Annotated in this window: 22 protein-coding genes; 13 read left to right on the top strand and 9 right to left on the bottom strand. The window is 69.7% G+C overall.

What is annotated here, in order from left to right; genetic code table 11:
• A partial coding sequence (locus tag AB0J39_RS03395) for an endo-1,4-beta-xylanase (RefSeq protein ID WP_363461347.1) occupies positions 1–1,391 on the top strand: 1,391 nt, incomplete at its 5' end.
• Between the two features lie 79 nt (positions 1,392–1,470).
• Here the strand turns inward: AB0J39_RS03395 and AB0J39_RS03400 are convergent.
• Both AB0J39_RS03400 and AB0J39_RS03405 read right to left on the bottom strand, forming a co-directional pair.
• Entirely contained in the window at positions 1,471–2,505 is a 1,035-nt protein-coding gene (locus tag AB0J39_RS03400) for a LacI family DNA-binding transcriptional regulator (RefSeq protein WP_363461349.1), read from the bottom strand.
• Between the two features lie 132 nt (positions 2,506–2,637).
• Positions 2,638–3,477, bottom strand: coding sequence for a helix-turn-helix transcriptional regulator (locus tag AB0J39_RS03405; RefSeq protein ID WP_363461351.1), 840 nt, complete (start codon positions 3,475–3,477; stop codon positions 2,638–2,640).
• Between the two features lie 102 nt (positions 3,478–3,579).
• Between AB0J39_RS03405 and AB0J39_RS03410 the strand changes: the two genes are divergently transcribed.
• From AB0J39_RS03410 to AB0J39_RS03420, 3 genes are all read left to right on the top strand, one after another.
• Positions 3,580–4,287 carry an SDR family NAD(P)-dependent oxidoreductase gene (locus AB0J39_RS03410; RefSeq protein WP_363461353.1) on the top strand — a complete coding sequence of 236 codons (708 nt, stop codon included), beginning with the start codon at positions 3,580–3,582 and terminating at the stop codon, positions 4,285–4,287.
• A gap of 52 nt (positions 4,288–4,339) precedes the next feature.
• Positions 4,340–4,744 (top strand): SRPBCC family protein, encoded by a 405-nt coding sequence (locus AB0J39_RS03415; RefSeq protein WP_363461355.1) that lies wholly within the window; start codon positions 4,340–4,342, stop codon positions 4,742–4,744.
• Positions 4,745–4,839: 95 nt separating this feature from the next.
• Entirely contained in the window at positions 4,840–6,102 is a 1,263-nt protein-coding gene (locus tag AB0J39_RS03420; protein ID WP_363461357.1) for an MFS transporter, read from the top strand.
• On the opposite strand, the gene AB0J39_RS03425 is transcribed toward AB0J39_RS03420, so the two are convergent.
• The 3 genes from AB0J39_RS03425 to AB0J39_RS03435 all read right to left on the bottom strand — a co-directional run bounded on the left by AB0J39_RS03425 (position 6,033) and on the right by AB0J39_RS03435 (position 8,387).
• On the bottom strand, positions 6,033–6,617 hold the full coding sequence (locus tag AB0J39_RS03425) for a hypothetical protein (protein ID WP_363461359.1): 585 nt from the start codon (positions 6,615–6,617) through the stop codon (positions 6,033–6,035). The genes AB0J39_RS03420 and AB0J39_RS03425 overlap by 70 nt on opposite strands.
• A 79-nt stretch (positions 6,618–6,696) precedes the next feature.
• A complete protein-coding gene (locus AB0J39_RS03430; protein ID WP_363461361.1) occupies positions 6,697–7,425 on the bottom strand; it encodes a LuxR C-terminal-related transcriptional regulator in 729 nt (242 codons plus the stop codon).
• Positions 7,426–7,517: 92 nt separating this feature from the next.
• Positions 7,518–8,387 (bottom strand): fumarylacetoacetate hydrolase family protein, encoded by an 870-nt coding sequence (locus AB0J39_RS03435; RefSeq protein ID WP_363461363.1) that lies wholly within the window; start codon positions 8,385–8,387, stop codon positions 7,518–7,520.
• A 197-nt stretch (positions 8,388–8,584) separates the two neighbouring features.
• Between AB0J39_RS03435 and AB0J39_RS03440 the strand changes: the two genes are divergently transcribed.
• From AB0J39_RS03440 to AB0J39_RS03470, 7 genes are all read left to right on the top strand, one after another.
• Positions 8,585–10,918 carry a glycoside hydrolase family 3 N-terminal domain-containing protein gene (locus tag AB0J39_RS03440; protein ID WP_363461365.1) on the top strand — a complete coding sequence of 778 codons (2,334 nt, stop codon included), beginning with the start codon at positions 8,585–8,587 and terminating at the stop codon, positions 10,916–10,918.
• Between the two features lie 162 nt (positions 10,919–11,080).
• Positions 11,081–12,121, top strand: coding sequence for a LacI family DNA-binding transcriptional regulator (locus tag AB0J39_RS03445; RefSeq protein ID WP_363461367.1), 1,041 nt, complete (start codon positions 11,081–11,083; stop codon positions 12,119–12,121).
• Between the two features lie 165 nt (positions 12,122–12,286).
• Positions 12,287–14,464 (top strand): alpha/beta hydrolase-fold protein, encoded by a 2,178-nt coding sequence (locus tag AB0J39_RS03450; RefSeq protein WP_363461369.1) that lies wholly within the window; start codon positions 12,287–12,289, stop codon positions 14,462–14,464.
• A gap of 191 nt (positions 14,465–14,655) precedes the next feature.
• Positions 14,656–16,053, top strand: coding sequence for an extracellular solute-binding protein (locus AB0J39_RS03455; RefSeq protein WP_363461371.1), 1,398 nt, complete (start codon positions 14,656–14,658; stop codon positions 16,051–16,053).
• A gap of 68 nt (positions 16,054–16,121) precedes the next feature.
• Positions 16,122–17,063: a sugar ABC transporter permease gene (locus AB0J39_RS03460; RefSeq protein WP_363461373.1), complete on the top strand. Its 942-nt coding sequence runs from the start codon at positions 16,122–16,124 to the stop codon at positions 17,061–17,063.
• The gene (locus AB0J39_RS03465; protein ID WP_363461375.1) at positions 17,063–17,944 is read left to right on the top strand and encodes a carbohydrate ABC transporter permease; all 882 of its coding nucleotides are present in this window, start codon (positions 17,063–17,065) and stop codon (positions 17,942–17,944) included. The genes AB0J39_RS03460 and AB0J39_RS03465 overlap by 1 nt, the downstream gene beginning before the upstream one ends.
• 47 nt (positions 17,945–17,991) lie before the next feature.
• Positions 17,992–19,719, top strand: a complete 1,728-nt coding sequence (locus AB0J39_RS03470; RefSeq protein ID WP_363461377.1) for an IlvD/Edd family dehydratase — start codon at positions 17,992–17,994, stop codon at positions 19,717–19,719.
• On the opposite strand, the gene AB0J39_RS03475 is transcribed toward AB0J39_RS03470, so the two are convergent.
• The 4 genes from AB0J39_RS03475 to AB0J39_RS03490 form a co-directional block, all read right to left on the bottom strand.
• Entirely contained in the window at positions 19,720–20,871 is a 1,152-nt protein-coding gene (locus AB0J39_RS03475) for an SRPBCC family protein (protein WP_363461379.1), read from the bottom strand.
• A 146-nt stretch (positions 20,872–21,017) separates the two neighbouring features.
• Positions 21,018–21,677 carry a response regulator transcription factor gene (locus AB0J39_RS03480; RefSeq protein WP_363461382.1) on the bottom strand — a complete coding sequence of 220 codons (660 nt, stop codon included), beginning with the start codon at positions 21,675–21,677 and terminating at the stop codon, positions 21,018–21,020.
• Positions 21,674–22,825: a histidine kinase gene (locus tag AB0J39_RS03485; RefSeq protein ID WP_363461384.1), complete on the bottom strand. Its 1,152-nt coding sequence runs from the start codon at positions 22,823–22,825 to the stop codon at positions 21,674–21,676. Before AB0J39_RS03485 ends, AB0J39_RS03480 begins: the two co-directional genes overlap by 4 nt.
• Positions 22,822–23,655, bottom strand: coding sequence for a type II CAAX endopeptidase family protein (locus AB0J39_RS03490; RefSeq protein ID WP_363461386.1), 834 nt, complete (start codon positions 23,653–23,655; stop codon positions 22,822–22,824). The genes AB0J39_RS03485 and AB0J39_RS03490 overlap by 4 nt, the downstream gene beginning before the upstream one ends.
• A 246-nt stretch (positions 23,656–23,901) precedes the next feature.
• Between AB0J39_RS03490 and AB0J39_RS03495 the strand changes: the two genes are divergently transcribed.
• Positions 23,902–24,885 carry an ATP-binding cassette domain-containing protein gene (locus AB0J39_RS03495; protein WP_363461388.1) on the top strand — a complete coding sequence of 328 codons (984 nt, stop codon included), beginning with the start codon at positions 23,902–23,904 and terminating at the stop codon, positions 24,883–24,885.
• Positions 24,882–25,730 (top strand): ABC transporter permease, encoded by an 849-nt coding sequence (locus AB0J39_RS03500; RefSeq protein WP_363461390.1) that lies wholly within the window; start codon positions 24,882–24,884, stop codon positions 25,728–25,730. The genes AB0J39_RS03495 and AB0J39_RS03500 overlap by 4 nt, the downstream gene beginning before the upstream one ends.
• Positions 25,731–25,732 lie beyond the last annotated feature (2 nt).

The following is a 25,732-nucleotide window of genomic DNA, read 5'->3' on the forward strand; positions in this document are numbered from 1 at the left end:
TGCTGGTCGCCGGCGCTCTCGGCGTACTCGGCGCGGTCACCGCGCTGGCGGCGACCACGCCCGCGGGCGCCGCCGCCGGCACGCTGGGCGCGGCCGCCGCCCAAAGCGGCCGTTACTTCGGCACCGCGATCGCGGCCGGCCACATGAACGACTCGACCTACGTGGCCACCTGGGACCGGGAGTTCAACTCGGTCACCGCGGAAAACGAAATGAAATGGGGCCCGATCGAGCCCTCCCGCGGCTCGTTCAACTGGGGACCCGCCGACCAGATCGTCAACCACGCCCTCAGCAAGGGCATGAAGGTCCGCGGCCACACCCTCGTCTGGCACGCCCAGCTGCCCGGCTACGTCAACTCCAACATGTCGGCCAGCGACCTGCGCTCGGCCATGACCAGCCACATCACCCAGGTCATGAACCACTACAAGGGCAAGGTCTACGCCTGGGACGTGGTCAACGAGGCCTTCGCCGACGGCGGCGCCGTCGGCAGCCTGCGCAGCTCGATCTTCACCCAGAAACTCGGCAACGGCTTCATCGAGGAGGCCTTCCGCGCCGCCCGGGCCGCCGACCCCAACGTCAAGCTCTGCTACAACGACTACAACATCGACGACGCCAACGCCAACAAGACCCGCGGCGTCTACAACATGGTCAAGGACTTCAAGGCCCGCGGCGTGCCCATCGACTGCGTCGGCCTGCAGTCGCACTTCGGCAACCCGCCCTCCAACTACCAGCAGAACATCGCCCAGTTCGCCGCCCTCGGCGTCGACGTCCAGATCACCGAGCTCGACGTCGGCGGCTCCGGCTCCACCCAGGCCGACGCCTACCGCCGCGTCACCCAGGCCTGCCTGGCCGTGCCCCGCTGCACCGGCATCACCGTGTGGGGCATCACCGACAAATGGTCCTGGCGCAGCGGCGACACCCCGCTGCTGTTCGACGGCAACTTCAACAAGAAGCAGGCCTACACCTCCGTCCTCAACGCACTCAACGCCGCCACCCCGAACACCAGCCCGTCTCCGAACACCAGCCCGTCCCCGAACACGAGCCCGAACACCAGCCCGTCCCCGCGTACCAGCCCGTCCTCGACGCCGTCTCCGGTGACCGGGGCGTGTTCGGCGACGATCGAGACGACCAACAGCTGGCCGGGCGGGTTCCAGTCGACGGTGACCGTGCGGGCGGGCAGCGCGCCGGTGAACGGCTGGACCGTGAAGTGGACCTGGCCGGGCGGGCAGACCATCAGCAGCGTGTGGAACGGCGAGCAGAGCGGGTCCGGCTCCTCCGTGACGGTCCGCAACGCCCCCTACAACGGCTCCATCGCGGCCGGCTCGTCCACCACCTTCGGCTTCACCGCCAACGGCAGCGCGGCCACCCCGTCCGTCACCTGCACCAGCCCCTGACCCTCTTCCTGGCGAGGATCGCCTCCGGTGCGGGCGGGGACCAAGGGCGGCCCCCGCCCGCGCCGGAGGCTCCGACGGGCTACCGCTTCGGCGGCGCGGTGCTGCCGCGTACGACGAGAGCCGTGGCGAACTCCTGACGGTTGTGGGGGAGGGGTTCGCCTCTGGCGAGCGTCACCAGCATCCTGGCGGCCGCCGCGGCCATCTCGCTCAGCGGCTGGTGGATCGTGGTCAGCGGCGGGATGGCCCAGCGCACCGGGGGCATGTCGTCGAAACCGATGACGCTGAGGTCCTCCGGGATGCGCAGCCCCATCTGATGAGCCGCGTGGTAGACGCCGATGGCCTGGCCGTCGTTGGAGGCGAAGACGGCGGTGGGCGGGTTCGGCAGGCGCAGCAGGCGGTGCGTGTGCGTCAGGCCGTCCTCGATCTGGTAGTCACCCGGGCAGATGAGGTCCGGGTCGACGGGCACGCCGGCGGTGTCTAGCGCCGCGCGGTACCCGTCGAGACGGGCCCGGCTGGACAACGCGTGCGACGGCCCGGTGATGATGGCGATCCGCCGGTGGCCCAGCTCCAGCAGATGGCGGGTGGCGCTGAGCCCGCCGTTCCAGTTGCCCGCGCCCACGGAGGGGGTCCGGTGGCCGGGGTCGCCCGTCGGGTCCAGGAGGACGAGGGGGATCTTGCGGATGGCGAGCCGTTCCCGCTGCAGGCCGGTCAGGTCGGAGAAGACCGCGATGACGCCGGTGGGGCGGCGCATGAGCACGTCCTCCAGCCAGTCGCCGCCGGGGGTGTGGCTGCCCTGCAGCTCGGAGATCGCCACGGCCAGGTGGTGCTCGCGCGCGACCTGCCCGACGCCCCGGACGATCTCGGTCGGGTAGTCGCCCGCCAGTTCGTGGAAGACCAGCTCCAGCACGGCCGCGGGGCTGGAACGCCGTCGCTGCCTGCGGAAGCCGTGCTCCCGGATGAGGCCCTCGATCATCGCGCGGGTCTCCGGCGCCACCGCGGAGCGGCCGTTCACCACCTTGGAGACCGTCGCCTTGGACACTCCGGCGAGCTCGGCGAGCTGCGCGAGGGTCAGCGGTTCTGGTTCTGATGCGGACGGCTCGTCGACAACGGTCACAAGGCGCAGTCTAACGGCGAGTCGCGCATATGGCTCTAAATGTTTCGGTCCTCGCGACAACGAAATCGGCGAACTGCCCGGCTGGCGGTTGCTAGCGCGCCCGAAAACTTTCGGAGCTCCGGCGTGCCGGCGTCACCCGGCGAGTGACTGGGTGCCGAGCACGGTGAGCAGCGCGAGGCGCTCGGCGTCCTCGGTCCCGGGCTCCGCGGTGTAGACCATGATGCGCAGATCGCTGCCCGTCACCGTGAGCACGTCGCAGTCCAGGGTCAAGGGGCCGACGTCCGGATGGTCGATGGTCTTGCGCCCGGACTGGTGCCGGCCGACGGCGCCGGAGTCCCACAGCTCGGCGAACCTGTCGCTGTTAGCGCGCAGATCCGCGACCAGCCGCCGCAGCCGCTGGTCGGCCGGGTAGCGGTCGCGGGTCGCGCGCAGGTCGGCGACCAGGGCCGTCTCGAACGCCCGCAGCGACTCCGGGGTGTGCCGGGCCCGGCTGCCGGGCCCGAGGAAATGCCGCCACACCGCGTTGCGCTGGTCGCCGCGCCACCCGGACGGATCGCCCATCAGCGCGGCGTACGGCGGGTTCGCGATGAGCAGGGTCCAGCACGCGTCGTAGACCGCGACGGGTGTGCCGGCCAGCCGGTCGAGCATCCGCTGCACGCCGGGGGTGACGTACGCCGACACCGTCTCCGGGCCGGGCGGCGCCAGCCCGGCCAGCCGGAACAGGTGCGCGCGTTCGGTGCCGGACAACCGCAGAGCCCGCGCCAGGGCCTCGACGACCTGCGCGGACGGGTGGGACGCACGGCCCTGTTCGAGCCGCGTGACGTAGTCGACCGAGATCCCGGCCAGCATGGCCAGCTCCTCCCGGCGCAGTCCGGCCGCGCGCCGGTGCCCGCCGCCTGGCAGCCCGGCGGCCTCGGGCGAGGCGCGGTCGCGCCAGCGGCGCAGCGCTCCGCCGAACTCCGTCGTCGCCATGCACCCAAGTCTGCACCGCCGGGCGCGGTCCTTCCTGGTACCGGGAGTCCCAGGAAGCGGAGGGCGCTGGCCGGCCGTACGGCCGGGGCGGACCCTGGAGACATGACGACGACACTGATCACCGGAGCGAACAAGGGACTCGGCTTCGAGACGGCCCGCCGGCTCGTCGAGGCGGGTCACACCGTCTACGTCGGCAGCCGGGACGCCGGGCGCGGGCGCCGGGCCGCCGAACGGCTGGGCGCGCGCTGGGTCCTCCTCGACGTCACCGACGACGCGTCCGTGGCCGCCGCCGCGAAGACCGTCGAGGCGGACGGCGGACTGGACGTGCTGGTCAACAACGCCGGCATCGAGGAGCGCACCGAGACGAACGCGGTCACCGGCGCCGCGGGGACCACCGCCGACATGATGCGGCGCGTGTTCGAAACGAACGTCTTCGGCCTGGTGCGCGTCACCCACGCGTTCCTGCCGCTGCTCGAGCGGTCCGCCGCGCCGGTCGTGGTCAACGTCAGCAGCGGCCTGGCCTCGCTCTCCGGCGCCACGACCCCCGGCTCGCCGGCGTACGCGTACCCGGGAATCGCCTACCCCGCGTCGAAGAGCGCGGTCAACATGATCACGGTCCAGTACGCGAAGGCGTTCCCGAACATGCGGATCAACGCGGTGGAGCCCGGATACACCGCCACGGACCTGAACGGGCGCACGGGCACGCAGACCGTCGAGGAGGGCGCCGAGATCATCGTCCGCATGGCGCGGCTGGGCCCGGACGGCCCGACCGGGGGCTACTTCGACGCCCGGGGCCGCCTTCCCTGGTGACCCGCGTCGGCGCCGGCCCTGCCGGAATGCCGTTGCCGGAATACTGGCGTGCATGGCGTCGGAATCAAGACACATCAGCGAGCGGATCGACCGGCCGGCGGACGAGGTCTACGACTACGCGTCGGACCCGGCGAATCTCCCCGTCTGGGCGCCCGGGCTCGGCGAGGCGGTGGAGAACGCCGACGGGCAGTGGTTCGTGGAGACGCCGTCGGGACGGGTCGGCTTCGCCTTCGTGGAGCGCAACACCTACGGCGTCCTCGACCATGAGGTCACGCTGCCCTCGGGCGAGGTCGTCCACAACCCGATGCGGGTCATCCCCGACGGCGAGGGCTGCGAGGTGGTGTTCACCCTGCGCCGCCTTCCGGGCGTGAGCGACGAGGACTTCGCCCGCGACGCGGGCCTCGTGCAGGCCGACCTCACCAGGCTGAAGCGGGTGCTCGAAGCGCCGGGAGCCTGAAGGGGCTCGTCGTGGCACGGTAGCCGATCGTCGTCTTGCGGGTTCCGCTCGATCGGGATTCATTGCTTACCATGCGCAGTCGCTCGCGAAAGCTCATGGTTCCGGCTCGTTTCGCGGACGGTTCTCTGGCGCGCAATCGCGAATTCCGCATGCTGTGGCTCAGCTTCACGATGTCGGTGGCGGCCGACCAGATCTTCCCGGTCACGATCACCATCGCGGCCCTCGACGCGGGCGGCACGGCCTCGACCGTCGGCGTGATCTTCACCTGCCGGTGGATCGCGATCATCGTGTTCGCGTTGCTCGGCGGGCTGTGGGCGGATCGGCTGCCGCGCCGTACGGTGATGGTCGCCTCGCTGGGTTTCCAATGCTGTGTGGCCGCCGTCGGGTTGCCCGGCGGCACCTCCACCTGGCTCCTCGGGCTCCTGGTCTTCCTCGTCGGAGCGGCGGAGGCGTTCCACCGGCCCGCCTACCAGGCGTGCCTGTCATCCGTGCTCACCCCCGCCCAGCGTCCGGCCGGCGCGGCGCTGACCGCCGTCTCCTGGCGGCTCGGCGCCGTCATCGGGCCCGGTCTCGGCGCGTACGTCGTGACGGCGTGGTCCGCCCGAATCGGATTCCTCGCCGTGCTGACGGCCTACCTGCTCGGTCTCGTCCTTCTCCTGCCGCTGCGCGAACCCGTCGTCAGGCCGGGGCCGCGGGCGTCGGCCGTACGGGAGATCGGCGAGGGCCTCGCGGAGGTCTCACGGCGACGGTGGATCCTGGGGGTCATCATCGCCGTCGCGCTCCAGCAGATGCTCACGATCGCGCCGGCGCAGGTCTTGTTGCCCCTCGTCTCCCGTGAGGCCTTCGGCGGCGACGCCGTGTACGGAACCGCCCTCGCCCTGCTGTCGGTCGGGGGCCTGGCGGGCGGGCTGATCGGCATGAGGTGGAGACCCGCCCGGCCGGGACTGGCCGCGATCACCGGACTCGCCCTCTACGGCGTCGTGCCGCTCGCGCTCGCCTGGCCGGTGTCGCCGGAGTTCGTGTACGCGTGCTACATCGCCGCGGGTCTCGGGTTGGAGATCTTCGCCGTGCAGTGGGTGGTGAACCTCCAGAGGGAGATCCCGCCGGAGCGCCTCGCCCGGGTCACCTCCGTCGACTGGCTGGCCGCCTCGGTCGTGACGCCCCTCGGCCTGACACTGACCGGTCCGGCCGGCGCGGCGATCGGCCGCCCGACGCTGCTGCTGATCGGCGCGGTCGCCGGGTTCGCCGTGCCGATGGCGACCGTCTTCCTGCGCGGGATGTCCCGCTTTCAGAGCGACGTCGCCCCACTCCGCGGGGATCCCACCTCGGAGGCGGCCTCCCCGGTCAGAACGCCGTGAGCTGTCACGGCACGCCAGCCGAAGGCGACGGCGCCGGTCAGCAGCACCAGTCCGGACAGCACTCCGCTGACGAGCGGCACCCAGGTGACGGCGGCGGTCGAGGCCAGGACAAGACCGACGACGCCGAGCACGGACAGGAGCACACCGGGTGCGGCGATGGCCCACTCCTTCCAGATCGGGGCGAGTGCGATGAAGTGAACGCCGACCACCAACGCCACCCAGGCCACGTTGGTCTCCTCGGGACGCCCCAGCATCGCCAGAACCCGGATTCCGCCGATGAGCAGGACCACCTCGGCGGCGACGACGATCAGGTAGCCGCGGCCGAACATCGGCCGCCGCGGCCCCTCGGCCGGCCGTTCCCTCCGGGCGGCGACGAACCACATGGCCAGGACGCCCGCGGCCGCCAGGCAGGCGGCCGCTTTCAACAGGTTCACGGCCACGGGATGGAGCGGATCCTGCGCGTTGACGATCACGAATACCGCGCCGAACACCGCGCCGACCAGCAATCCAGTCATTCGTTGCATGTGATCCATTGAAGTCGACGCGACATCGCGGACGCATGGGGGCCAAGCCGAGAACGAGGTATGCCTGGCACTACCTCGCCGTGCCGCGCAGATAGGCGAGCACCGCCAGCACCCGCCGGTTGACGTCATCGGTCGCCGGCAGCTCGAGCTTGGCGAACACACTGGCGACGTGCTTGCCGACGGCGGCCTCCGTGATCGACAGCGCGCGGGCCACGGCGCTGTTGGAACGCCCTTCCGCGATCAGTTCGAGCACCTCGCGCTCGCGCGCGGTCAGTCGCTGCACCGGCTCGGTGACGTCCCTGGCCTTGTGCCACATGTGCTCGAACAGGTCGACGAGCATGGTGATCAAGGTCGGGTGCCTGATCAGAAGAGCGCCCGGCGAGTAGGCGACGGGAGTCGTCCGTACGAACGCCACGGCACGGTCGAAGACGAGCAGTTGCTGGATCGGCTCGTCGACCACACGGTGCAGATCGCCGGAGGAGTGCAGCTCCCTGATGCGCGCCGCCTTGCCGGGATCGTCCAGCACGCTCGCGTGGACGATGGTGCGCATCTCCATGCCACGCTGCAGGGCGTCGAGCACCCTGCGCCTGCTCCTCTGCTCCTGGCGCCCCTTGTCCGTCGAGCCCACCGGGTGCATGGCGCGCAGCTCGCGAGCGGTGTGCACCGCCTCCATGATCCGCTGCTGGACGAGCTCGTTGTCGTCCACGAGCTCGACGCCGACGGGGATGCCACGCAGCTTGTCCACGGCATGCTCCAGCTGAAGGGTCAGCTGGGCCAACTCCGCCGTGCTCGCGTCCACGCGCCTCCTGTCACCCGGAAGTGTGCTTCCCGGCAGTGCCAGGTTACCGATCTCGCCCTGCCCGGCCGGAAGCGCCCGGCGTCAGCCGTGTCTCAGGGAGGCGTCAGGAAGCCGAAGTGGTCCTTGCCCACGACGACCTGGTTGCGGAGCTCTCCGACCTCCTCGATCGACACGCTGATCAGGTCGCCCGCGTGCAACCGGAAGTCGAGTTCGGGCACGAGGCCGGTCCCGGTGGAGAGCACGACCCCGTGGGGATGGTTCTCGGAGTGGAACAGGTAGGCCGTCAGCTGGGTGAACGGGCGCCTGATCTGGCTGGTGGAGGTCGTGCCGTCCCAGACGACGGCGCCCTCGCGGGCGACCGTCATGCGGATGGCGAGGTCGGCGGGATCGACCTCCCATGCGGGCCTGATGCCGGAGGACAGGGCGCACGCGCCGGCGTACGTCTTGGCCTGCGGCAGGTAGAGCGGGTTCTCGCCCTCCACCGACCGTGAGCTCATGTCGTTGCAGACGACGTAGCCGACGATCTCCTCGAACCGGTTCACCACGAGCGCCAGCTCGGGCTCGGGCACGTTGAGCGCCGAATCGGAGCGGATGGCGACGGGTTCGCCGTCGACGACCACTCGCCAGGCGGGCGACTTGAAGAACAACTCGGGACGCTCGGCGTCATAGACCAGTTCGTAGACCGATTTGAGCGCGCTCTCCTCAACTCGGGCGTCCCGGGAGCGCAGGTAGGTGACGCCCGAGGCCCAGACCTCCGTGGCGCCGTCCACGGGGGCGAGTAGACGCACCTCGCTGAGCAGGCCGTCCGGGGTGGCGTCGGCGCACATCCGTTCGATCTCCTCCTTCCGGTGCTGGAGAAGCTCGAACATGCCGGCCACCGGCAGGGTGGACAGGACGCCGTCATCCACCACCGCGATGTGCGGGCGGGGGTCGGCATGCCGCCGATACCTAATGATGTGCACTCCGGGTTCCCTTCCGCAGGTGAAGCGCATGACCTCAGGCGCCCTGATGTGAGCTCTGGACAAAGTCATTGTGATCGGCGACGGTGACGTTGTAAACGTTACCGATTACGTTTGCAAGAACGGATTGGGGTGATCGGGTGACCACTGTGGAGTCCGGGGCGATTTACACCGATCGGGCCGCTCCCCTAGGGGAGCGTGTGGCGGATCTGCTCGCGCGGATGACCCGGGAGGAGAAGCTCGCGCAGCTGGGCAGCGTCTGGGCGTTCTCGGTGCTGGACGGCGGCCGGTATTCGGAGGAGCGGGCACGGACGGTCCTGCGGCACGGCTTGGGACACGTGACCCGGGTCGCCGGAGCCACCAATCTCAAGGCCGTACAGGTGGCGCGGGTGGCGAACGCGATCCAGCGGTTTCTGGTGACGCGGACCCGGCTGGGGATTCCGGCGATCGTGCACGAGGAAGTGTGCTCCGGCCTGATGGCGCGCGAGGCGACCATCTTCCCCCAGGCGATCGGGGTCGCGAGCACCTGGGAGCCGGAGCTCAACCGGCGGCTGGCGGACGCGGTCCGTGCGCAGATGCGCGCGATGGGAAGCCACCAGGGGCTCTCACCGGTGCTGGACGTGGTGCGGGACCCGCGGTGGGGCCGGACGGAGGAGACCTACGGCGAGGACCCGTATCTGGTGGCCCGCATGGGCGTGGCGTTCGTCCGGGGTCTGCAGGGCGACTCTCCGGCGGAGGGCGTCATCGCGACGGCCAAGCACTTCGTCGGCTACGGGGCGTCCGAGGGCGGGTTGAACTGGGCTCCGGCGCACCTGCCGCCTCGTCTGCTGCGGGAGGTGTATCTGTATCCGTTCGAGGCGGCGGTCCGCGAGGCGGGCCTTCAGTCGGTGATGGCCGGCTACCACGAACTGGACGGCATTCCCTGCCACGCCAACCATGAGCTTCTCACCGATGTCCTCCGCCGGGAGTGGGGCTTCACGGGCACCGTCGTGTCGGACTACTTCGCCGTCGACGATCTCCATTCGTATCACCACTTCGCCGAGGACAAGCGGCAGGCGGCGGCCACGGCGCTCGGCGCGGGCACCGACGTCGAGCTTCCGGCGACGGACGCGTACGCGGACGCGCTGGCACACGCCCTGGACGCCGGTCAGGTCAGCGAAGGGGAACTGAACGAAGCGGTCGCACGGGTTCTGCGGCACAAGTTCGAGCTGGGCCTGTTCGAGAACCCCTACGTCGACGAGAGCGCGGTCGCGGTGACGGTGGACGCCGAGCGGCATCGGGAGGTGGCGCTCGAGACGGCTCGCCGCAGCCTCGTCCTGCTCAAGAACGAGGGCGTCCTGCCGCTGCGGCCGGGCGCCGGAACGGTCGCCCTCATCGGGCCGAACGCCGACAGCGCGCGCCATCTGCTCGGTGACTACTCCTTCGCGGCGCACGTCGAGTCGCTGTTGGAGGCGCGCGAGCGGAAGGGACTGCTCGGCCAGACGATGACGGTCCCGGACGACCTCGAGATCGAGGAGAGCACGGACGGGGTGCCCACGGTGCGCGACGAGCTCACGGCTCGCCTGGGCGACAGGGTGCGCTACGCGCACGGGTGCGACGTGATCGACGCGTCGAGGGACGGGTTCGACGAGGCGGTCGCGGCCGCCGCGGCCGCCGACGTCGCGGTGCTGGTCCTGGGAGACCGTTCGGGGCTGACGACCCGGGCCACGACGGGAGAGTCGAGGGACCGGTCCAGCCTGGAACTGCCCGGTGTCCAGGAGGACCTGGTCCGTGCCGTCGTCGCCACCGGCACCCCCGTGGTGGCGGTGCTCGTCGCCGGCAGGCCGGTCGGCGGCGACTTCCTGCACGAGGAGTGCGCCGCGGTGCTCATGGCCTGGCTGCCCGGGCAGACCGGGGCACGGGCGATCGCCGAGGTTCTGCTCGGCGAGGTGAACCCGAGCGGGAAGCTGCCCATCTCCTACCCGCGCTCCGTGGGCCAGATACCCGTCTTCTACGGGCACAAGGTGTCCGGGGGACGGTCGCACTGGCACGGCGACTACGTCGACTCGCCCGTCAGTCCGCGGTACCCCTTCGGCCACGGGCTCGGGTACGCCCCGTTCGTCGTCGAGAACGTCACGCTGGACCGCGCCGAGGTGACCGCCGGGGACAGCGTCACCGTGGAGGTCACCGTGGCCAACACGGGCGACCGGGCAGGCGAGGAAGTGGTCCAGCTCTACATCCGGGATCCGCAGGCGACGGTCACCCGGCCCGTGCTCGAGTTGAAGAGCTTCGCCCGTGTATGCGCTGGTCCGGGGCGGCGGACGGCCGTACGGTTCCGCCTTCCGACGGGCCAGCTTGGTTTCTATGACCGCAACATGGACTACACAGTAGAAACCGGACATATTGAGGTGCATGTCGGTTTCTCCTCCGATGCTCTCGCTCTCGCGGGAACGTTCGCCATCACCGGCGACGCCGACCGCCCCGAGGTCCGAAAGGCCTACACGGGCACCGTCAGCGTCGTGGAAGTGCCGTCGGCGACCGCGCGGCCGAGATGACGGCGCGGCAGGTGGGGCGGGGGATCGGGGCGATCCGGGCATGTCCTTTTCGGACATCCGGTCCGCGTGTTACGAGTCCGAAATGGGTCTTGTCTTGGCTTTCGTTATCGCGTTAAATGTTGGAAACGTAACCGATAACGATTGCAATGTAGAGAGGGTGGCATGGCCGACGGCGATACGCCGGTGACGATGAGCGACGTGGCGCGTCTCGCGGGCGTCTCCACCGCGACGGTGTCGCGGGTGGTCAACGGGCGTTACGGCGTCAGCGCCAGCACCATCGCACAGGTCCGTTCGGCCATCGAACGGCTGGGGTACGAGTCGAGCCTCGTGGCGACCAGCCTGCGCCGCAGCCGTACCAACGTTCTGGGCCTGGTGACGCACAGCTTCCAGTCCTATACGGCCGAGGTGCTCAAGGGCGTGATGGAGGCCCTGAGCCAGTCCGGCTTCGACCTGATCATCTATGCCAACAGCGATCTCTACGGGACGTACTCCGAGGGCTGGGAGCAGCGGCACCTGACCCGCCTGTCGGGCACGCTCACGGACGGATGCATCGTGGTCACGCCCTGGGGTGAGGTGCGGAGCAGCACTCCGGTCGTGGTCATCGATCCGGTGAGGGACTCGACGGTGCCGTCCGTGACGGCCGACAACCTCGCGGGCGCCACCCAGGTGGTCGAGCATCTGCTCGGCCTGGGGCATCGGCGTATCGGATTCATCGCGGGCCGCTCCAGCCTCGCGGCGGCCTGGTCTCGTGAGGAGGGTTATCGAAGGGCGCTTGCCGAAGCGGGAGTTCCGGCCGATCCGACGTTGATCGGCAGGGGGGACTTCAATCCCGAGTCCGCGATCCCGCTGGCGCGCGCGTTGCTGGAGAGGCCGGACCGGCCGACGGCGATCTTCGCGGCGAGCGACGGGATGGCCCTGAAGGTCCTGGAGGTCGCGAAGGAACTGGGGCTCGACGTGCCCGGCGACCTGTCGGTGGTCGGATTCGACAACATTCCGGAGTCGGCGTTGGCCGAGCCGGCGCTCACCACGGTGGACCAGTCGATGTACCGCCTCGGATACGAGGCCGCCCACATGTTGAAGTCGCTGGTGACCGGCGACTGGGAGGGCCCCCGCCAGATACTGCTTCCGACCCGCCTGGTGGCCCGTGGCTCCACCGCGCCACCGAAGGTCACCGCAACATCGAAGATCGCCACAAGAGCCTGACGCCCGACCCCAGGTGCACGGATCAGGTGCACCTGGGCGTTCAGGAATACACGAAAACAGCGACAGACGGAGGTGCAGACACACACATAAACCGCGTCACACTCACCGAGAAACTAGGTCGGCTGAGCGGCCCCACCCGCTGCCGACCATCAAAGGAGTTTCGGTATGACGTTACTGTATCACGGCAGGATGCGTCCCTTGGGCGCACGCCGGCTCTCGGCGGCGCTCGTCGCCGGAGTCATGGCGCTCGCGGCGGTGTTACTCGCGCCGCGGCCGGCTGCGGCGGCCACGCCGTGGCTGACCGTCTCGGACGACGGCTACGTGTCGTTCAGCGTCCCGGCGGCGGATGTCCAGGCCGGCATGGGCCAGGTGTCCCAGGTCGTCATCGAGGGGAACTTCGGCCCCTCCTCCACCTGGGTGGAGTACGGCCTGACCCGCGGGGGCGCCGCCTGGACGGGAACCCTCGGCCCGCTCAAGCCGGGGCTGTACTACTACCAGGTCACGGGTGACGACACCAAGGTTCTCAAGGACCCGACGAACAGCACCACTGTGGCGTCCAAGCCCCTGTGGAGCACCTTCCTCGTCCGGGGCGACTCGGCGCGCCTGCTGGCGGACGCGCCCGAGGGGCAGGGCGGCAAGGTCGAGACCCTGACCTACCGGGTCAAGAAGGAGGAGCGGTCGGCTCTGGTCTGGACCCCGCCGGGGTACGCGGCCAAGGGCGGCAAGCCGTATCCGGTGTTGTACCTGCAGTCCGGCACGGACAGGAGCGCCACGGACTGGCTCGACCTCGGCCGGGCCAAGCAGATCCTCGACAACCTGTCGGTCCAGGGCTCCATGGAGCCGATGGTGGTCGTGATCACCGACGGTCGCGGACCGGACGACGACAAGGAGCTCAAGGACCTCCGCAAGGCGGTCGCAGACGCCTACCGCGTCCATCGCGACCGGGAGCACCAGGCGATCGCCGGCGTGTCGGAGGGCGGGTCGCAGGCGTTGCGCGCCGCCCTGACCGGTCCGGGCCAGTTCGCGTACGCCGGCTCGTTCTCGGGCCTGCTCACGGAGGTCGCCGCTGGTAAGCCCGGTCCCGGACCGCGCCCCGGTGGCAAGCTGCTGCGTCTGTACACCGGGAACGTGACCGATCCCGCGTACAACGCGACCGTCCGTCTGACGAAGGCGCTGGACCGCGCCCGGGTCAAGTACGAGTTCGACGGGGTCAACCCCGACGGCGGGGCGAACTGGACCGCCTGGCAGGAGAACCTGATCGACTTCGTGCCGCGGCTGTTCCGCGCGGTGCCGGATCACGGCCCGAGCGCCGGCCACGGGCCGCTGAAGGGCGAGTTCAACCCGCCGGCGCCCGGCACCACGCCGACGCCGTTCCTGAAGGACGGTTTCGTCACCTTCGAGACCACGACGGACTTCAAGGACGCCAAGCACGTCACGGTGTGGGCGAACATCGCTCCCGGCGGGAGCTGGTTGCGGGTCCCGCTGTCCCGTGAGGGTGACCGGTGGCGGGCGACCGTGGGTCCGCTGGAACCGTGGTTCTACTACTACCGGCTCATCGTGGACCGGGTCGCGGTCAAGGACGCGTCGAACCCGACGAAGGTGACCACCGAGCCCACCTGGAGCACCTTCCTCGTCCCGGGTGAGAGGGCACGCATGCTCACGGACGTTCCCGCCGGTCAGGGCGGGAAGGTCGAGAGCCTGACGTACCGGAGCAACGTGACGAACCAGGACCGGACCGCCTTGGTCTGGACCCCGCCCGGCTACGACCCGAACCGTGCCGAGCCGTACCCCGTCTTCTACCTGCAGCACGGTGGCGGCCAGAACCACACGGACTGGGTCGAGATGGGACGCGCCAAGCAGATCCTCGACAACCACTCCCTTGACGGCAACCTGGTGCCGATGGTGGTCGTGATGAGCAACGGCAACGTGCCCGACTTCAACAAGGAACTGTTGGAGAACATCGACCCGGCCGTCCGTGCCCGCTACCACGTCTCCGGCGATCCGTCGCGGCAGGCCCTCGCCGGCCTCTCGATGGGTGGCGGTCAGACGATGACGATGCTCAAGGCGCACCCGGGCCGGTTCGCCTACATCGCGGCGTTCTCGGCCGGGTTCGGCGGCGGGACCGGCGTCGACGTGGCGGCGATCAACAGCGGCACCAAGCTGCTGCGCGTGTACGTCGGCGACGTGACCGACTTCGTGTACCCGTCGTTCATGGCGGGACTGACCACGATGGACAACCTCGGCATCCACTACGAGTTCGACGGGGTCACCCCCGGGCCGCACGGCTGGGACGTGTGGCAGAAGAACCTCATCGACCTGGCACCGCGCTTGTTCAAGCGCTGATCAGGCCTGTTGGAGGGCGACACCACCGGCCCCGGTGACGCTCGCCACGCACGTGGGCGTGTGAGCGCTCACATTCGAGAGATCGGCACGAGGGACAGGGCGCGGATGTGGCATCCGTGCCCCGTCCCGGCCGATCCGGCCTCAGCGGCGGCGCATGGACCCTTGTGCGCTGTGACCCCGAAGGGGAGATCATGTCAATGAAGACGAAAAGATTACTTGTCACGGCGGCCATGCTCACCGCCGCGAGCGCGCTCGCCGCCTGCGCCCCCGACGCGGGAGGGGGCGCGAACACCGCGGGCGGAAGCGCCGCGCCCGCGGACAACGCGGGCGGGAACAACGCGAGCAACTGCACGAACACGATCAGCAAGAAGGACCTGCCGGTCGTGACCTTCTGGGGCTGGTACCCCAACATGCAGCTCGTCGTCGACAACTTCAACAAGCAGAACAACGAGGTGCAGGTCTGCTGGACCAACGTCGGTCAGGGCGGTGACGAGTACGACAAGTTCCAGACGGCCATCTCGGCGGGCACCGGCGCGCCCGACGTGATCATGATCGAGGCGGACCGGATCCCCACTTTCCAGATCCAGAAGGCGCTCGTCGACATCAAGCAGTACGGCTATGACGCCGTCAAGGACAACTACGGCCCGGGCGCGTGGAAGGACGTCTCGATCGGCGGCGCGGTCTACGGCGTGCCGGTCGACGGCGGCCCGATGGCGATGATCTACCGGAAGGACATCTTCGACAAGTACAAGATCACGCCGCCGAAGACGTGGGCCGAGTACGAGCAGGCGGCGCAGAAGGTGAAGGACGCGGGGGGCCCGCTGTTCGGCGACCTGGGCGCGAACGTGCCGGCCGTCCTGATGGCGCTGCAGATCCAGAAGGGCGCCAATCCGTTCACCTACGACCCGGCGAAGCCGGAGACGATCGGCGTCAAGCTGAACGACCAGGCGTCCAAGGACGTGCTCGACTACTGGGGGGGCCTCGCCAAGAAGGGCCTGGTCGGGACGCAGGACCAGTTCACGCCGGAGTACATCGCCGGTGTGGTCAACGGGAAGTACGCGACGTACATCTCGGCGGCGTGGGCGCCCGGATACCTCACCGGCGCCGGTGTCGGCAAGGGCGAGGACACCGGCAAGTGGGCGGTGGCGCCGCTCCCGCAGTGGGATCCCGCCAACCCGGTGCAGGTGAACTGGGGCGGGTCGGCCTTCTCGGTGACGAGCCAGGCGAAGAACCCCGAACTCGCGGCGAAGGTGGCGTACGGCCTCTACGCCGACGACGAGTCGCTCACCGACGGCTGGACCAACCAGATCATCTTCCCGCTGAACCTCAAGGCGCTCAACGATCCTGAGTTCGTGGACCTGAAGGTGGCGTTCTTCGACGGCCAGCAGGCGAACAAGGAGGTCTACGTCCCGGCGGCGAACGCCTACAAGGGCATGACCTACGCCCCGTTCGGCCAGTACTACTTCGACGCCATGACGAAGCAGGTCAGTGCCCTCATCGAGGGCTCCGTGACCGGTGCGCAGGCCGCTGACCGAGTTCAGGAGGACGTGGTGGGCTACGCCAAGGAGCAAGGGTTCACCGTCCAGTGACAGACGCGGGTGGGCCGGGCGTCCCGGCCCACCCGCGATCCCCCAGCATCAGATTCCCGGAGCCCACAATGACCCTCCTGATCGAGGAGAGCGCAGCGAGCACCCAGAAGAAGGCGCACAAGGTCCGCGGTAAGGTGCGCCTCCGTGAGCACCTGATGGGGTGGCTCTTCGTCGGGCCGTTCGGGCTCGTCTTCCTGGCGTTTCTCATCGCGCCGCTCGCGTACGCGCTGTATCTCAGCCTCTGGCAGAAGAAGCTGATCGGCGGCACCAGCTTCGTCTTCCTCGGCAACTACGTGAAGGCGTTCAGCGACCCGACCTTCCTGTCCGGGGCGTGGTTCGTCATCCGCTTCTCGCTCGTCGCCATCCCGCTGCAGATCGTCATCGCGCTCGCGATGGCACTCATCCTGGACGCCGTGACGTCGCTGTTCACCCGCTTCTCCCGCCTCATGATCTTCCTCCCCTACGCCATTCCCACGGTCATCGGGGCGGTCATGTGGGGATTCCTGTACAGCAAGAGCTTCGGGCCGCTCACCGACATCTTCGGGTTGTTCGGCGCAACCGCGCCCGACTTCTTCAGCAGCAATCTGATCTTCTACGGCCTGATCAACGTCGTCACCTGGCAGTGGGCCGGTTACTACATGATCATCCTGTACGCGGCGCTCCAGGGCATCGACCCGACGCTCTACGAGGCCGCCCGTATGGACGGCGCCGGGAAATGGCAGATCGCGCTTCGGATCAAAATCCCGCTGATCGCCCCCGCGCTGCTCCTGATCCTGGTCTTCTCGCTCATCGGCACCCTGCAGTTCTTCAACGAACCACAGATTCTGCGCTACCTCGCGGCCGGCACGATCGCGCCGGGATTCACTCCCAACATGTACGCCTATCAGCAGGCCTTCGGGCTCGCGAACTTCAACTACGGGTCGGCGATCTCCTTCGCCCTCGGCGGGATCGTGTTCGTCTGCGTCTACGCCTTCTTGTTCTTCACCCGCAAGCGGAGGAGCTTCTTCTGATGACCGGCAGCTCCCGCGCCGGCGCACGCCGCCGTCCCCAGCGCCACCTCCCCGTGCAGATCTTCCTGGGCTTCCTGGTCGTGTATTTCCTGGTGCCGTTCTGGTGGGTCATCGTCAACAGTTCCAAAGACGCCCCCGGCCTGTTCAGCGGCAGCAACACCCTGTGGTTCGCCGATTCGGTCGACTACTTCGGGAACCTCCAGCGACTGTTCACCTACGACGGCGGCATCTACGGCAGGTGGATCCTCAACTCCACGCTGTACGCGTTCGCGGGCGGGATCGGCGCCACGATCCTGGCCGTCATGGCGGGCTACGGATTCGCCAAATACCGGTTCGCCGGCAGGCGATTCAGCTTCTCGGTCCTGCTGGGCGCGTTGATGGTGCCCGCGACCGCCCTGGTGATCCCCACCTTCATGATGTTCTCCGGGCTCGGTCTGACGAACACGATCTGGGCGGTGATCCTCCCGTCGCTGCTCAATCCGTTCGGCGTCTATCTGATGCACGTGTACGCGCGCGACGCGGTGCCCGACGAGATCCTGGACGCGGCGCGGGTCGACGGCGCGGGTGAACTTCGGACGTTCATCCAGGTCGCCTTCCCGCTGATGCGGCCCGCGGTGGTCACGGTGCTGCTCCTGTCCGCCGTCGCGTCCTGGAACAACTACTTCCTGCCCCTCGCCATGCTCTCCGACAACCGGCTTTTCCCCGTCACCGTCGGGCTCGGCCTCTGGCAGGGAATCGCCTCGGCGAACAATTCGGGTAGTACCTCCCTTTGGAGCCTCATCATCCTGGGCGCGCTCGTCTCGGTGATCCCGCTCATCATCGCCTTCTTCACCCTCCAGCGGCACTGGCGCGGCGGACTGTCCGTCGGAGGCCTGAGATAGCCGCGGCCGGTGTCCGCAGACAATCGAAACGACAGGAAGGTGTGCCGATGTCGATGACGAATCGCCCGCTGCGCAGTCAGGAGTGGTTCGGCGCGGAGGGCCGCAACGGGTTCATCCATCGATCGTGGATGCGCAACCAGGGGTTCGCCGACGACGTCTTCGACGGCCGTCCGGTGATCGGCATCGCCAGCACGTGGTCGGAGCTGACGCCGTGCAACGCCCATCTGCGCGACCTGGCCGAGTCGGTGAAGCGCGGCGTGTGGGAGAGCGGCGGCCTGCCGCTGGAGTTTCCGGCGATGAGCCTGGGGGAGCCGCTGATGCGGCCGACGACCATGCTCTACCGCAATCTGCTGGCGATGGAGGCCGAGGAACTGATCCGGGCCAACCCGCTCGACGGCGTGGTGCTGCTGTCCGGCTGCGACAAGACCACGCCCGGGCTGCTGATGGGCGCGGCCAGTGTCGACCTGCCCACTTTGATGATCACCGGTGGTCCGATGCTGAACGGCAAGTTCCGCGGCCGGGACATCGGATCGGGCACCGACGTGTGGCGTTTCACCGAGGAGCAGCGCGCCGGCCGGATGACGGCGGCCGACTGCGCCGAGGCGGAGATCTGCATGTCCCGCAGCCGTGGGCACTGCATGACCATGGGGACCGCCTCCACGATGGCCTGCGTGACCGAGGCGCTCGGCGTCCAGCTGCCGGGGGCCGCCGCCGTACCGGCGGTCGACTCCCGCCGGTACGCGCTCGCGCACGCCGCCGGGCGCCGGATCGTGGCCATGGTCGAGGAGGACCAGCGGCTGTCCACCGTGCTCACCCGCGAGGCCTTCGAGAACGCCATCCGGGTCAACGCCGCGATCGGCGGCTCCACCAACGCCGTGGTGCACCTGCTCGCGATCGCCGGGCGCCTCGGCGTACCCCTGACGCTGGAGGACTTCGACACGCTCACCGCCGACGTGCCCATGCTGGTGAACCTGATGCCCTCCGGCACGCACCTGATGGAGGACTTCGCGTACGCGGGCGGGCTCCCGGCGGTGATGAAGGAGATCGCCCCCCTGCTGCACCTGGACCATGTCACAGTCAGCGGGAAGAGCGTGGCCGACAACGTCAGCGGCGCCCAGTGCTGGAACCGGGAGGTCATCGGCACGATGGAGGAGCCGTTCCAGCCCGCCGGGTCGGGGACGGTCGTGCTGCGCGGGTCGCTCGCGCCGTCCGGGGCCGTGCTGAAGGTCTCCGCCGCCTCGCCCGATCTGCTCCGGCACACCGGAACGGCGCTCGTGTTCGACCGGATCGAGGACTACATCGCCGTGGCCGACGACCCGGATCTGGACGTCACCGCCGACACGGTCATCGTGGTGCGGAACGCCGGACCACGCGGCTACCCGGGCTTCCCGGAGGTGGGCAACGTGCCCATGCCGCGGCGGCTGCTCACCGAGGGGGTCACCGACATGGTGCGGATCTCCGACGCCCGCATGAGCGGCACCGGCTACGGCACCTGCGTCCTGCACGTGGCCCCCGAGGCGTCGGTGGGCGGCCCTCTCGCCCTCGTGCGTACCGGCGACGTCATCCGGCTCGACGTCCCGACGCGGCGTCTGGACCTGCTGGTCGACGACGCGGAACTCGAGCGCCGTCGCGCCGCCTGGCAGCCCCCGCGGCCGGCCGCCGACCGGGGCTGGGTGCGTCTGTACAGCGAGCACGTCCTCCAGGCCGACAAGGGCGCGGACCTGGACTTCCTCACCGGCGGCAGCGGCAGCGCCCCGCCCCGCCACTCACACTGATCATCCTCGCGGACCGGCGCCGGCGTCGACCGGCACCCTGCGCGTCTCGATCAGCGACTTCAGCCGCATCAGGTCCTTGGAGAGCTTGCGTCCGGGATCGGCTCCGAAGATCTTCGCCACGGCGTGACCGACCGCGCCGAGAACCGGATTGTAGGTGAGCCGGACCTGGATGCGGCTTCGGCCCGCGTCCTCCGGCGTCACACTGAGCTCGCCGGAGTGGGCGACCAGCTGTCCTTCTGTGGTCTTCCAGGCGATCCTGCGGCCCTCCTCACGGGCGGTCTCCACGGCCTCGAACCGGATCGGCACTCCGACCGGTCCCGAGACCCGCCACTGGGACCGCCCGCCGTCGTCCGAGCGCCGCACGTCGAGGACGTCGGGCATCCACCGGGCGAAGAGGCTGTAGTCGCTCAGCACCGGCCAGACCTCCTCGGGCGGCGCGGCCACGGAGATGGAGTTCCGTACGTCGATCGCGCTGCGGCCCGCGCCGATGCCCGTGAGCCGCCGCAGCGGCAGGTTCGTCGCGGCACGCGCGGCCAGGACCGCGCAGCCGGCGCGCACCAGGTAGCCGAGCGGCCGCGGCAGGCGTCCGGACAGCGACCAGACGGCGGCGGCGGCCAGACCGGTGAGCGACCTGCCGGCCGGTGACCACCTCTGCCGGTAGAGGCCGAGCACCGCCTCCATCGGCCCGCCGTCTTCCCTCGACCGAGGCGCTCGCGTGGCGTCGTGGCGGGTGGTCCAGTTCGCGTCCACGCCCGTGACGCCGGGTATCCGGGTCACCGCCCGGTGCGCCCGCCGGCTCTCCCTGCCGAGCACGTCACCGGTGAGGGTGACGTGACCGCTCTCCACGTGGACGTCCACCTCACGTGGGTGGCGGACGTGTCGGCCCAGCTCGGCGCGTACCCGCTCGTGGAGGACGTCGTCGTCGGCCTCCCGTCCGGTGGTCCTATAGCGGGCCGCGCCGAGGATGCCCTGGCTTCGGTTGCGGACGTCGCGGACGACGGTTCTGGTTCCGTTTCTGACCCCGTGCGTCAGATGGACGCCTTTGTCCCGGAGTCGGGCGCGGCGACTCCGCCCCAGCTCGGGATCGAACAGATACTCGGTGACCATGCCCCCGACGGCGCCGAGCCCCGCCGCCGAGACCGTTCGGGACATCGATGGTGCCTGCCGTATCACGGTGATGTTCAAAGACCGTTCCGTTCCGGCACGAGTGCTGACGACCATGGCGACTCCCCCTTGTCCGCCCGTCGTTCGCGACCGCCTTACCCATTCGGCGGGAGGCGATGCCGGACCGGCGGGTCTCAGGCCACCAGACCCCTGCGGTAGGCGTAGACGACCGCCTGCACGCGGTCACGCAGGCCGAGTTTGGTGAGGATGCGCGAGACGTACGTCTTGACGGTCTCCTGGCTGATCACCAGCTCGGCGGCGATCTCGCTGTTGGACAGGCCGTCGGCGATGAGGCGCAGCACCTCCAGCTCGCGCGGGGTCAGCGCGACGTCGTCCGGCGTGCCCTCGGCGGGGCGGATCCGCGCCGCGTACCTGCCGACGAGCTGCCGCGTCACCTCGGGCGCCAGCAGCGCGGCGCCCGACGCGACGGTGCGGATGCCGTGCAGCAGCTGCGCCGGGGGAGCGTCCTTGAGCAGGAACCCGCTCGCCCCCGCGCGCAGCGCCTCGTACACGTACTCGTCCAGGTTGAACGTCGTCACCACGAGCACCTTGACCGGATTCTCCACCCCGGCGCCGGCCAGCAGACGGGTCGCCTCGATGCCGTCGAGCACCGGCATGCGTACGTCCATCACCACGATGTCCGGGTTCAGCCGGCGGGCGAGGTCGACCGCGGCGCGGCCGTCCCCGCACTCGCCCACCACCTCCAGGTCGGGCTGCGCGTCGATGATCGTCGCGAACCCGGTGCGGATCAGCGCCTGGTCGTCGCAGACCAGGACCCGGACCGGCGTGCTCACGACGGGCTTCCCGCGGGGATGCGCGCCCGTACGACGAAGCCGCCGTCGGCCCGCCGGCCGGCGTCGAACTCGCCGCCCAGGGCGTCCACGCGGTCGCGGAGCCCGGCAAGCCCACGGCCGCTCCCGCCGGGCGAGCCGGCCCGCGAGCCGGAGCCGTCGGTGCTGACCTCCACGATGATCTCCTTGCCATAGCGCACGCGGACCGCGGTGGCGCTGCCGTGTGCGTACTTGAGAGCGTTCGTCAGGGATTCCTGCACGACCCTATAGGCCACCAATTCGGCGCTGCCGCCCGATTCGGGCGGCGTGCCCTCCTCGGCGAACTCCACCGGCTGCCCGGCCTGGCGGGTCTGCTCCACGAGTGTCTGCAGTTCAGCGACGGACGGCATTTTCACGTCGGTGTGGTGGTCCGGGTTGAGCAGGTCGAGCAGGTGCCGCAGGTCGGCGATCGCTCGCCGGCCGGTGTCGGTGACGGCGCTCAGGGCCGCGTCGAGGCGATCGGGCGCGGCGGTCAGGTAGCGTGCCGCCTCGGCCTGTACGACCATGGCCGTCACGTGGTGGGTCACGACATCGTGGAGTTCGCGGGCGATGCGGGTGCGTTCGGCGGCGCGGGTGGCCTCGGCGATGTGGCGGCGGCGCTCGGTCTCGGCGGCCCGGGTGGAGCGCATCCAGGCCCCGATGCCCCACGCGAGGACCAGAGTCAGGTAGAACACCACGTACCCTTCCACCTTCTCCGTCGCGCCGAGCCGGTCGAGCGCGACCGCCAGCGGCACGTACGCCATGGAGAGGAGGATCACGGTGGCACGCCGGTAGCGCTCCAGATGTGCGCCCGTGCTGATCAGCGCGACGGTCATCGCGTTGCTCGCGAAAACGTGGTAGGCGCGGATCTGGTCGAGGACGAAGCCGAGCGTCACCAGAGCCAGACACACGGCCGGCCACCGGCGGCGCACGGCGAGCGGAAGGCACTCCAGAGCGATCACCACGAGCGCCAGTGCGTCGAGGGGACGGACCGGCAGGTCCCCGACCTGCGTCCCCTTGCCGTAGAGCGCCGGTATCAGGGACACGACGGCCAGCAGCAGCCCGAACGGCGCGTCCCGGACCACGACGTCGCACCGCCGCCACAGGTCCGGGACCCGCCGGAAGTCGATCACTGGGTGAGCGTAGCGGTCGCGTCCGCCCGGGCGCCGCGCCGCATGGGGACCAGGTTGCCGCGCCGGCGGGCCAGCCACAGGAACACGACCGTCAGCGCCAGGCCGAACACCACCGAGTACGGGCTCGCCTCGGGACCGAAGTCACCGCCGGTGAGCAGGGCCGGGCCCGACGTCACGCTGTGCAGCAGCCCTTGGCTCGCGCCGTTGCCGGAGACCTCGGTGCTGAAGATGCCGGCCGCGGCGAAGTTCCAGCCGAAGTGCAGGCCGATCGGCAGCCACAGGGTGCGGGTGGCGGCGTAGGCGGCGGCGAGCATGCCGCCGGCCTCGATCGCGATGGCGATCGCGCCCCACAGGTTGGCGTGCTCGTTGCTCAGGTGCATCAGGCCGAACACCAGGCCGGTCAGGGCCAGCGCGATCCACGTGCCGGCCCATCCCTCGATGATCCGGAACAGCACGCCGCGGAACAGTAACTCCTCGGTCACCGCGGCGGCGGCCATGAAGCCGATCAGCCCGGCCGCGCCCGTCACCGAGCCGAGGCCGTCGACCCGGTAGTACCCCAGGAAGGCGAGGTTCACGATGACGGCCGCGAACATCCCGACTCCGATCAACAGCCCCCGGCCGACGGCGGGGACGGCGCCTTTCCCGGCCACCTCCACCGGCGCGCGGCGCTCGGACCATCGCACCGCCCAGCCGTACACGAACACCGCGAGGACGGCTGTCGCGACACCGAGGATGAGGGTGAGGAACGCGTTCCCCTGCACCGCAGCCACGGCCGCACCGCCGGCGAAGGTGACCAGCGCGACAGGCACGAGTTGCTTCAACAGCCGCATGACGACTCCTTGGGACGATTCCGCGACCGGAGCGCCGCGGCTACGCGGAGAAACGCTAGGGATTCGGCGGCCGGGAATCGTCACCGCGCGGTGGACATTCGTGGGTAGCTCTCACGGGGGACACGAGGACAAGCCGGTGAAACCGCCAGCTCAGGGGTGAAACCGGCGTGAAGCCGCGATGAATCCGGGCGGCCGGAGGCTCTTCTCGTACGCCGGGAGGTACCCGGCGGAGAGAGGAGACGCGTCATGGCGGACCTCAGTGCCGTCCGGGCGGACGGCCTGGTCAAGACCTTCGGCGACTTCCGGGCCGTGGACGGAATCGACCTCCACGTACGGCAGGGCGAGATCTTCGGTGTCCTCGGCCCCAACGGGGCGGGCAAGACCACCACCCTCCGGATGCTCGCCACCCTGCTCCCCATCGACGGCGGCCATGCGGAGATCTTCGGCGTCGACGTCCGGCGGGAGCCGCACCGCATCCGGCAGCTGGTGGGCGTGACGGGCCAGTACGCCTCGGTGGACGAGGACCTCACCGCGCGGGAGAACCTGTGGCTGTTCGGCCGGCTGCAGGGCCTGACGAGCACCCGGGCCAAGGGCATCGCCGGTGACCTGCTCGCCCGTTTCGACCTTCAGGAGGCGGCCGACCGTCCCCTGTCCCAATTCAGCGGCGGCATGCGCCGCCGCCTCGACCTGGCGTCGAGCCTGATCACCCGCCCGCCTCTGATCTTCCTGGACGAGCCCACGACCGGCCTCGACCCGAGAACCCGGGGCCAGATGTGGGACACCATCCGCGAGCTGGTCACCGACGGTTCCACGATCCTCCTGACCACGCAGTACCTGGACGAGGCCGATCAGCTGGCCGACCGCATAGCCGTGATCGACCGGGGCCGGAAGGTCGCCGAGGACACTCCCGACGCGCTGAAGACCCAGGTCGGCGAGTCGACCCTGCAGCTCAGCCTGGCGGAGGGCGCCGACATCTCCCTGGGCGCGGACGTCGTCCGCCGGCTGCTGGGCGAGGACCCGGTCCTGACCCCGGAATCGGGACGCATGAACATCCCCCTCCCCGACCCCGACCGGGCCGCGGACGTCCTGATCGGCCTGCGGGAGGCGGGCCTCGGCATCTCCTCGGTGAGCGTCGCCAAGCCGACGCTGGACGAGGTCTTCCTGGCGCTGACCGGCCACGGCGCCGACGACGAATCCCAGATGAAGCCCCAGATGGAGGCGGCCCGATGACCACGACCACCGTTACCCCGACCCCGCTCGACCCCCGGCGCGTCGACCCGTCCGTCGTGGTCGCCCGCACGACCTCCCACAGTTCGCTGCAGGAGACCTGGGTCCAGACCCTGTCCATGGCGTGGCGTGCCCTGAAGAAGATGCGCCGCAAGCCCGAGCAGTTCTTCGACGTCCTCATCCAGCCTCTGCTGTTCACCGCGATGTTCGCGTTCATCTTCGGCGGCGCGATCTCCGGCAGCGTGTCGAACTACCTCCCGGTGCTGATCCCCGGCATCCTCGCCCAGACGGCCCTGACCGTCTGCATGGCGACGGGCGTGCAACTGCGTGAAGACATGGACAAGGGGGTGTTCGACCGCTTCAAGTCCCTGCCGATCGCGAGGATCGCCCCCCTGGCCGGTCCGATGATCGCCGACCTGATCCGCTACGGCATCGCGTCGGTGCTGACGGTCGTCACCGGCCTGATCATCGGTTACCGCCCCGGCGGCGGCGCGCTCGGCGTCATCGGCGGCGTCGCGCTCACCGTGATCGCGGGCTGGTCGCTGGCGTGGATCTTCACCTGGCTGGGCACGATGGCGCGTTCCGCGCAGAGTGTCCAGGGGATCTCCATGATGATCATGTTCCCGCTCACCTTCCTGTCCAACGCGTTCGTCCCCGCCGAGACGCTGCCCGGCTGGCTGGAGGCGTTCGTGAAGGTCAACCCGGTGTCACACGTCGTCTCCGCGGTGCGCGACCTGTTCAACGACGGGGCCGTGACGGCCGAGGTCGGCTGGGCGGTCATCGGCTGCGCGGTCGTCGTCGCGGTCTTCGCCCCACTGGCGGTCCGCTCGTACTCCCGCAAGATGTAGCC

The organism is Microbispora sp. NPDC049633 (assembly GCF_040675265.1).
Lineage (GTDB): Bacteria > Actinomycetota > Actinomycetes > Streptosporangiales > Streptosporangiaceae > Microbispora > Microbispora maris.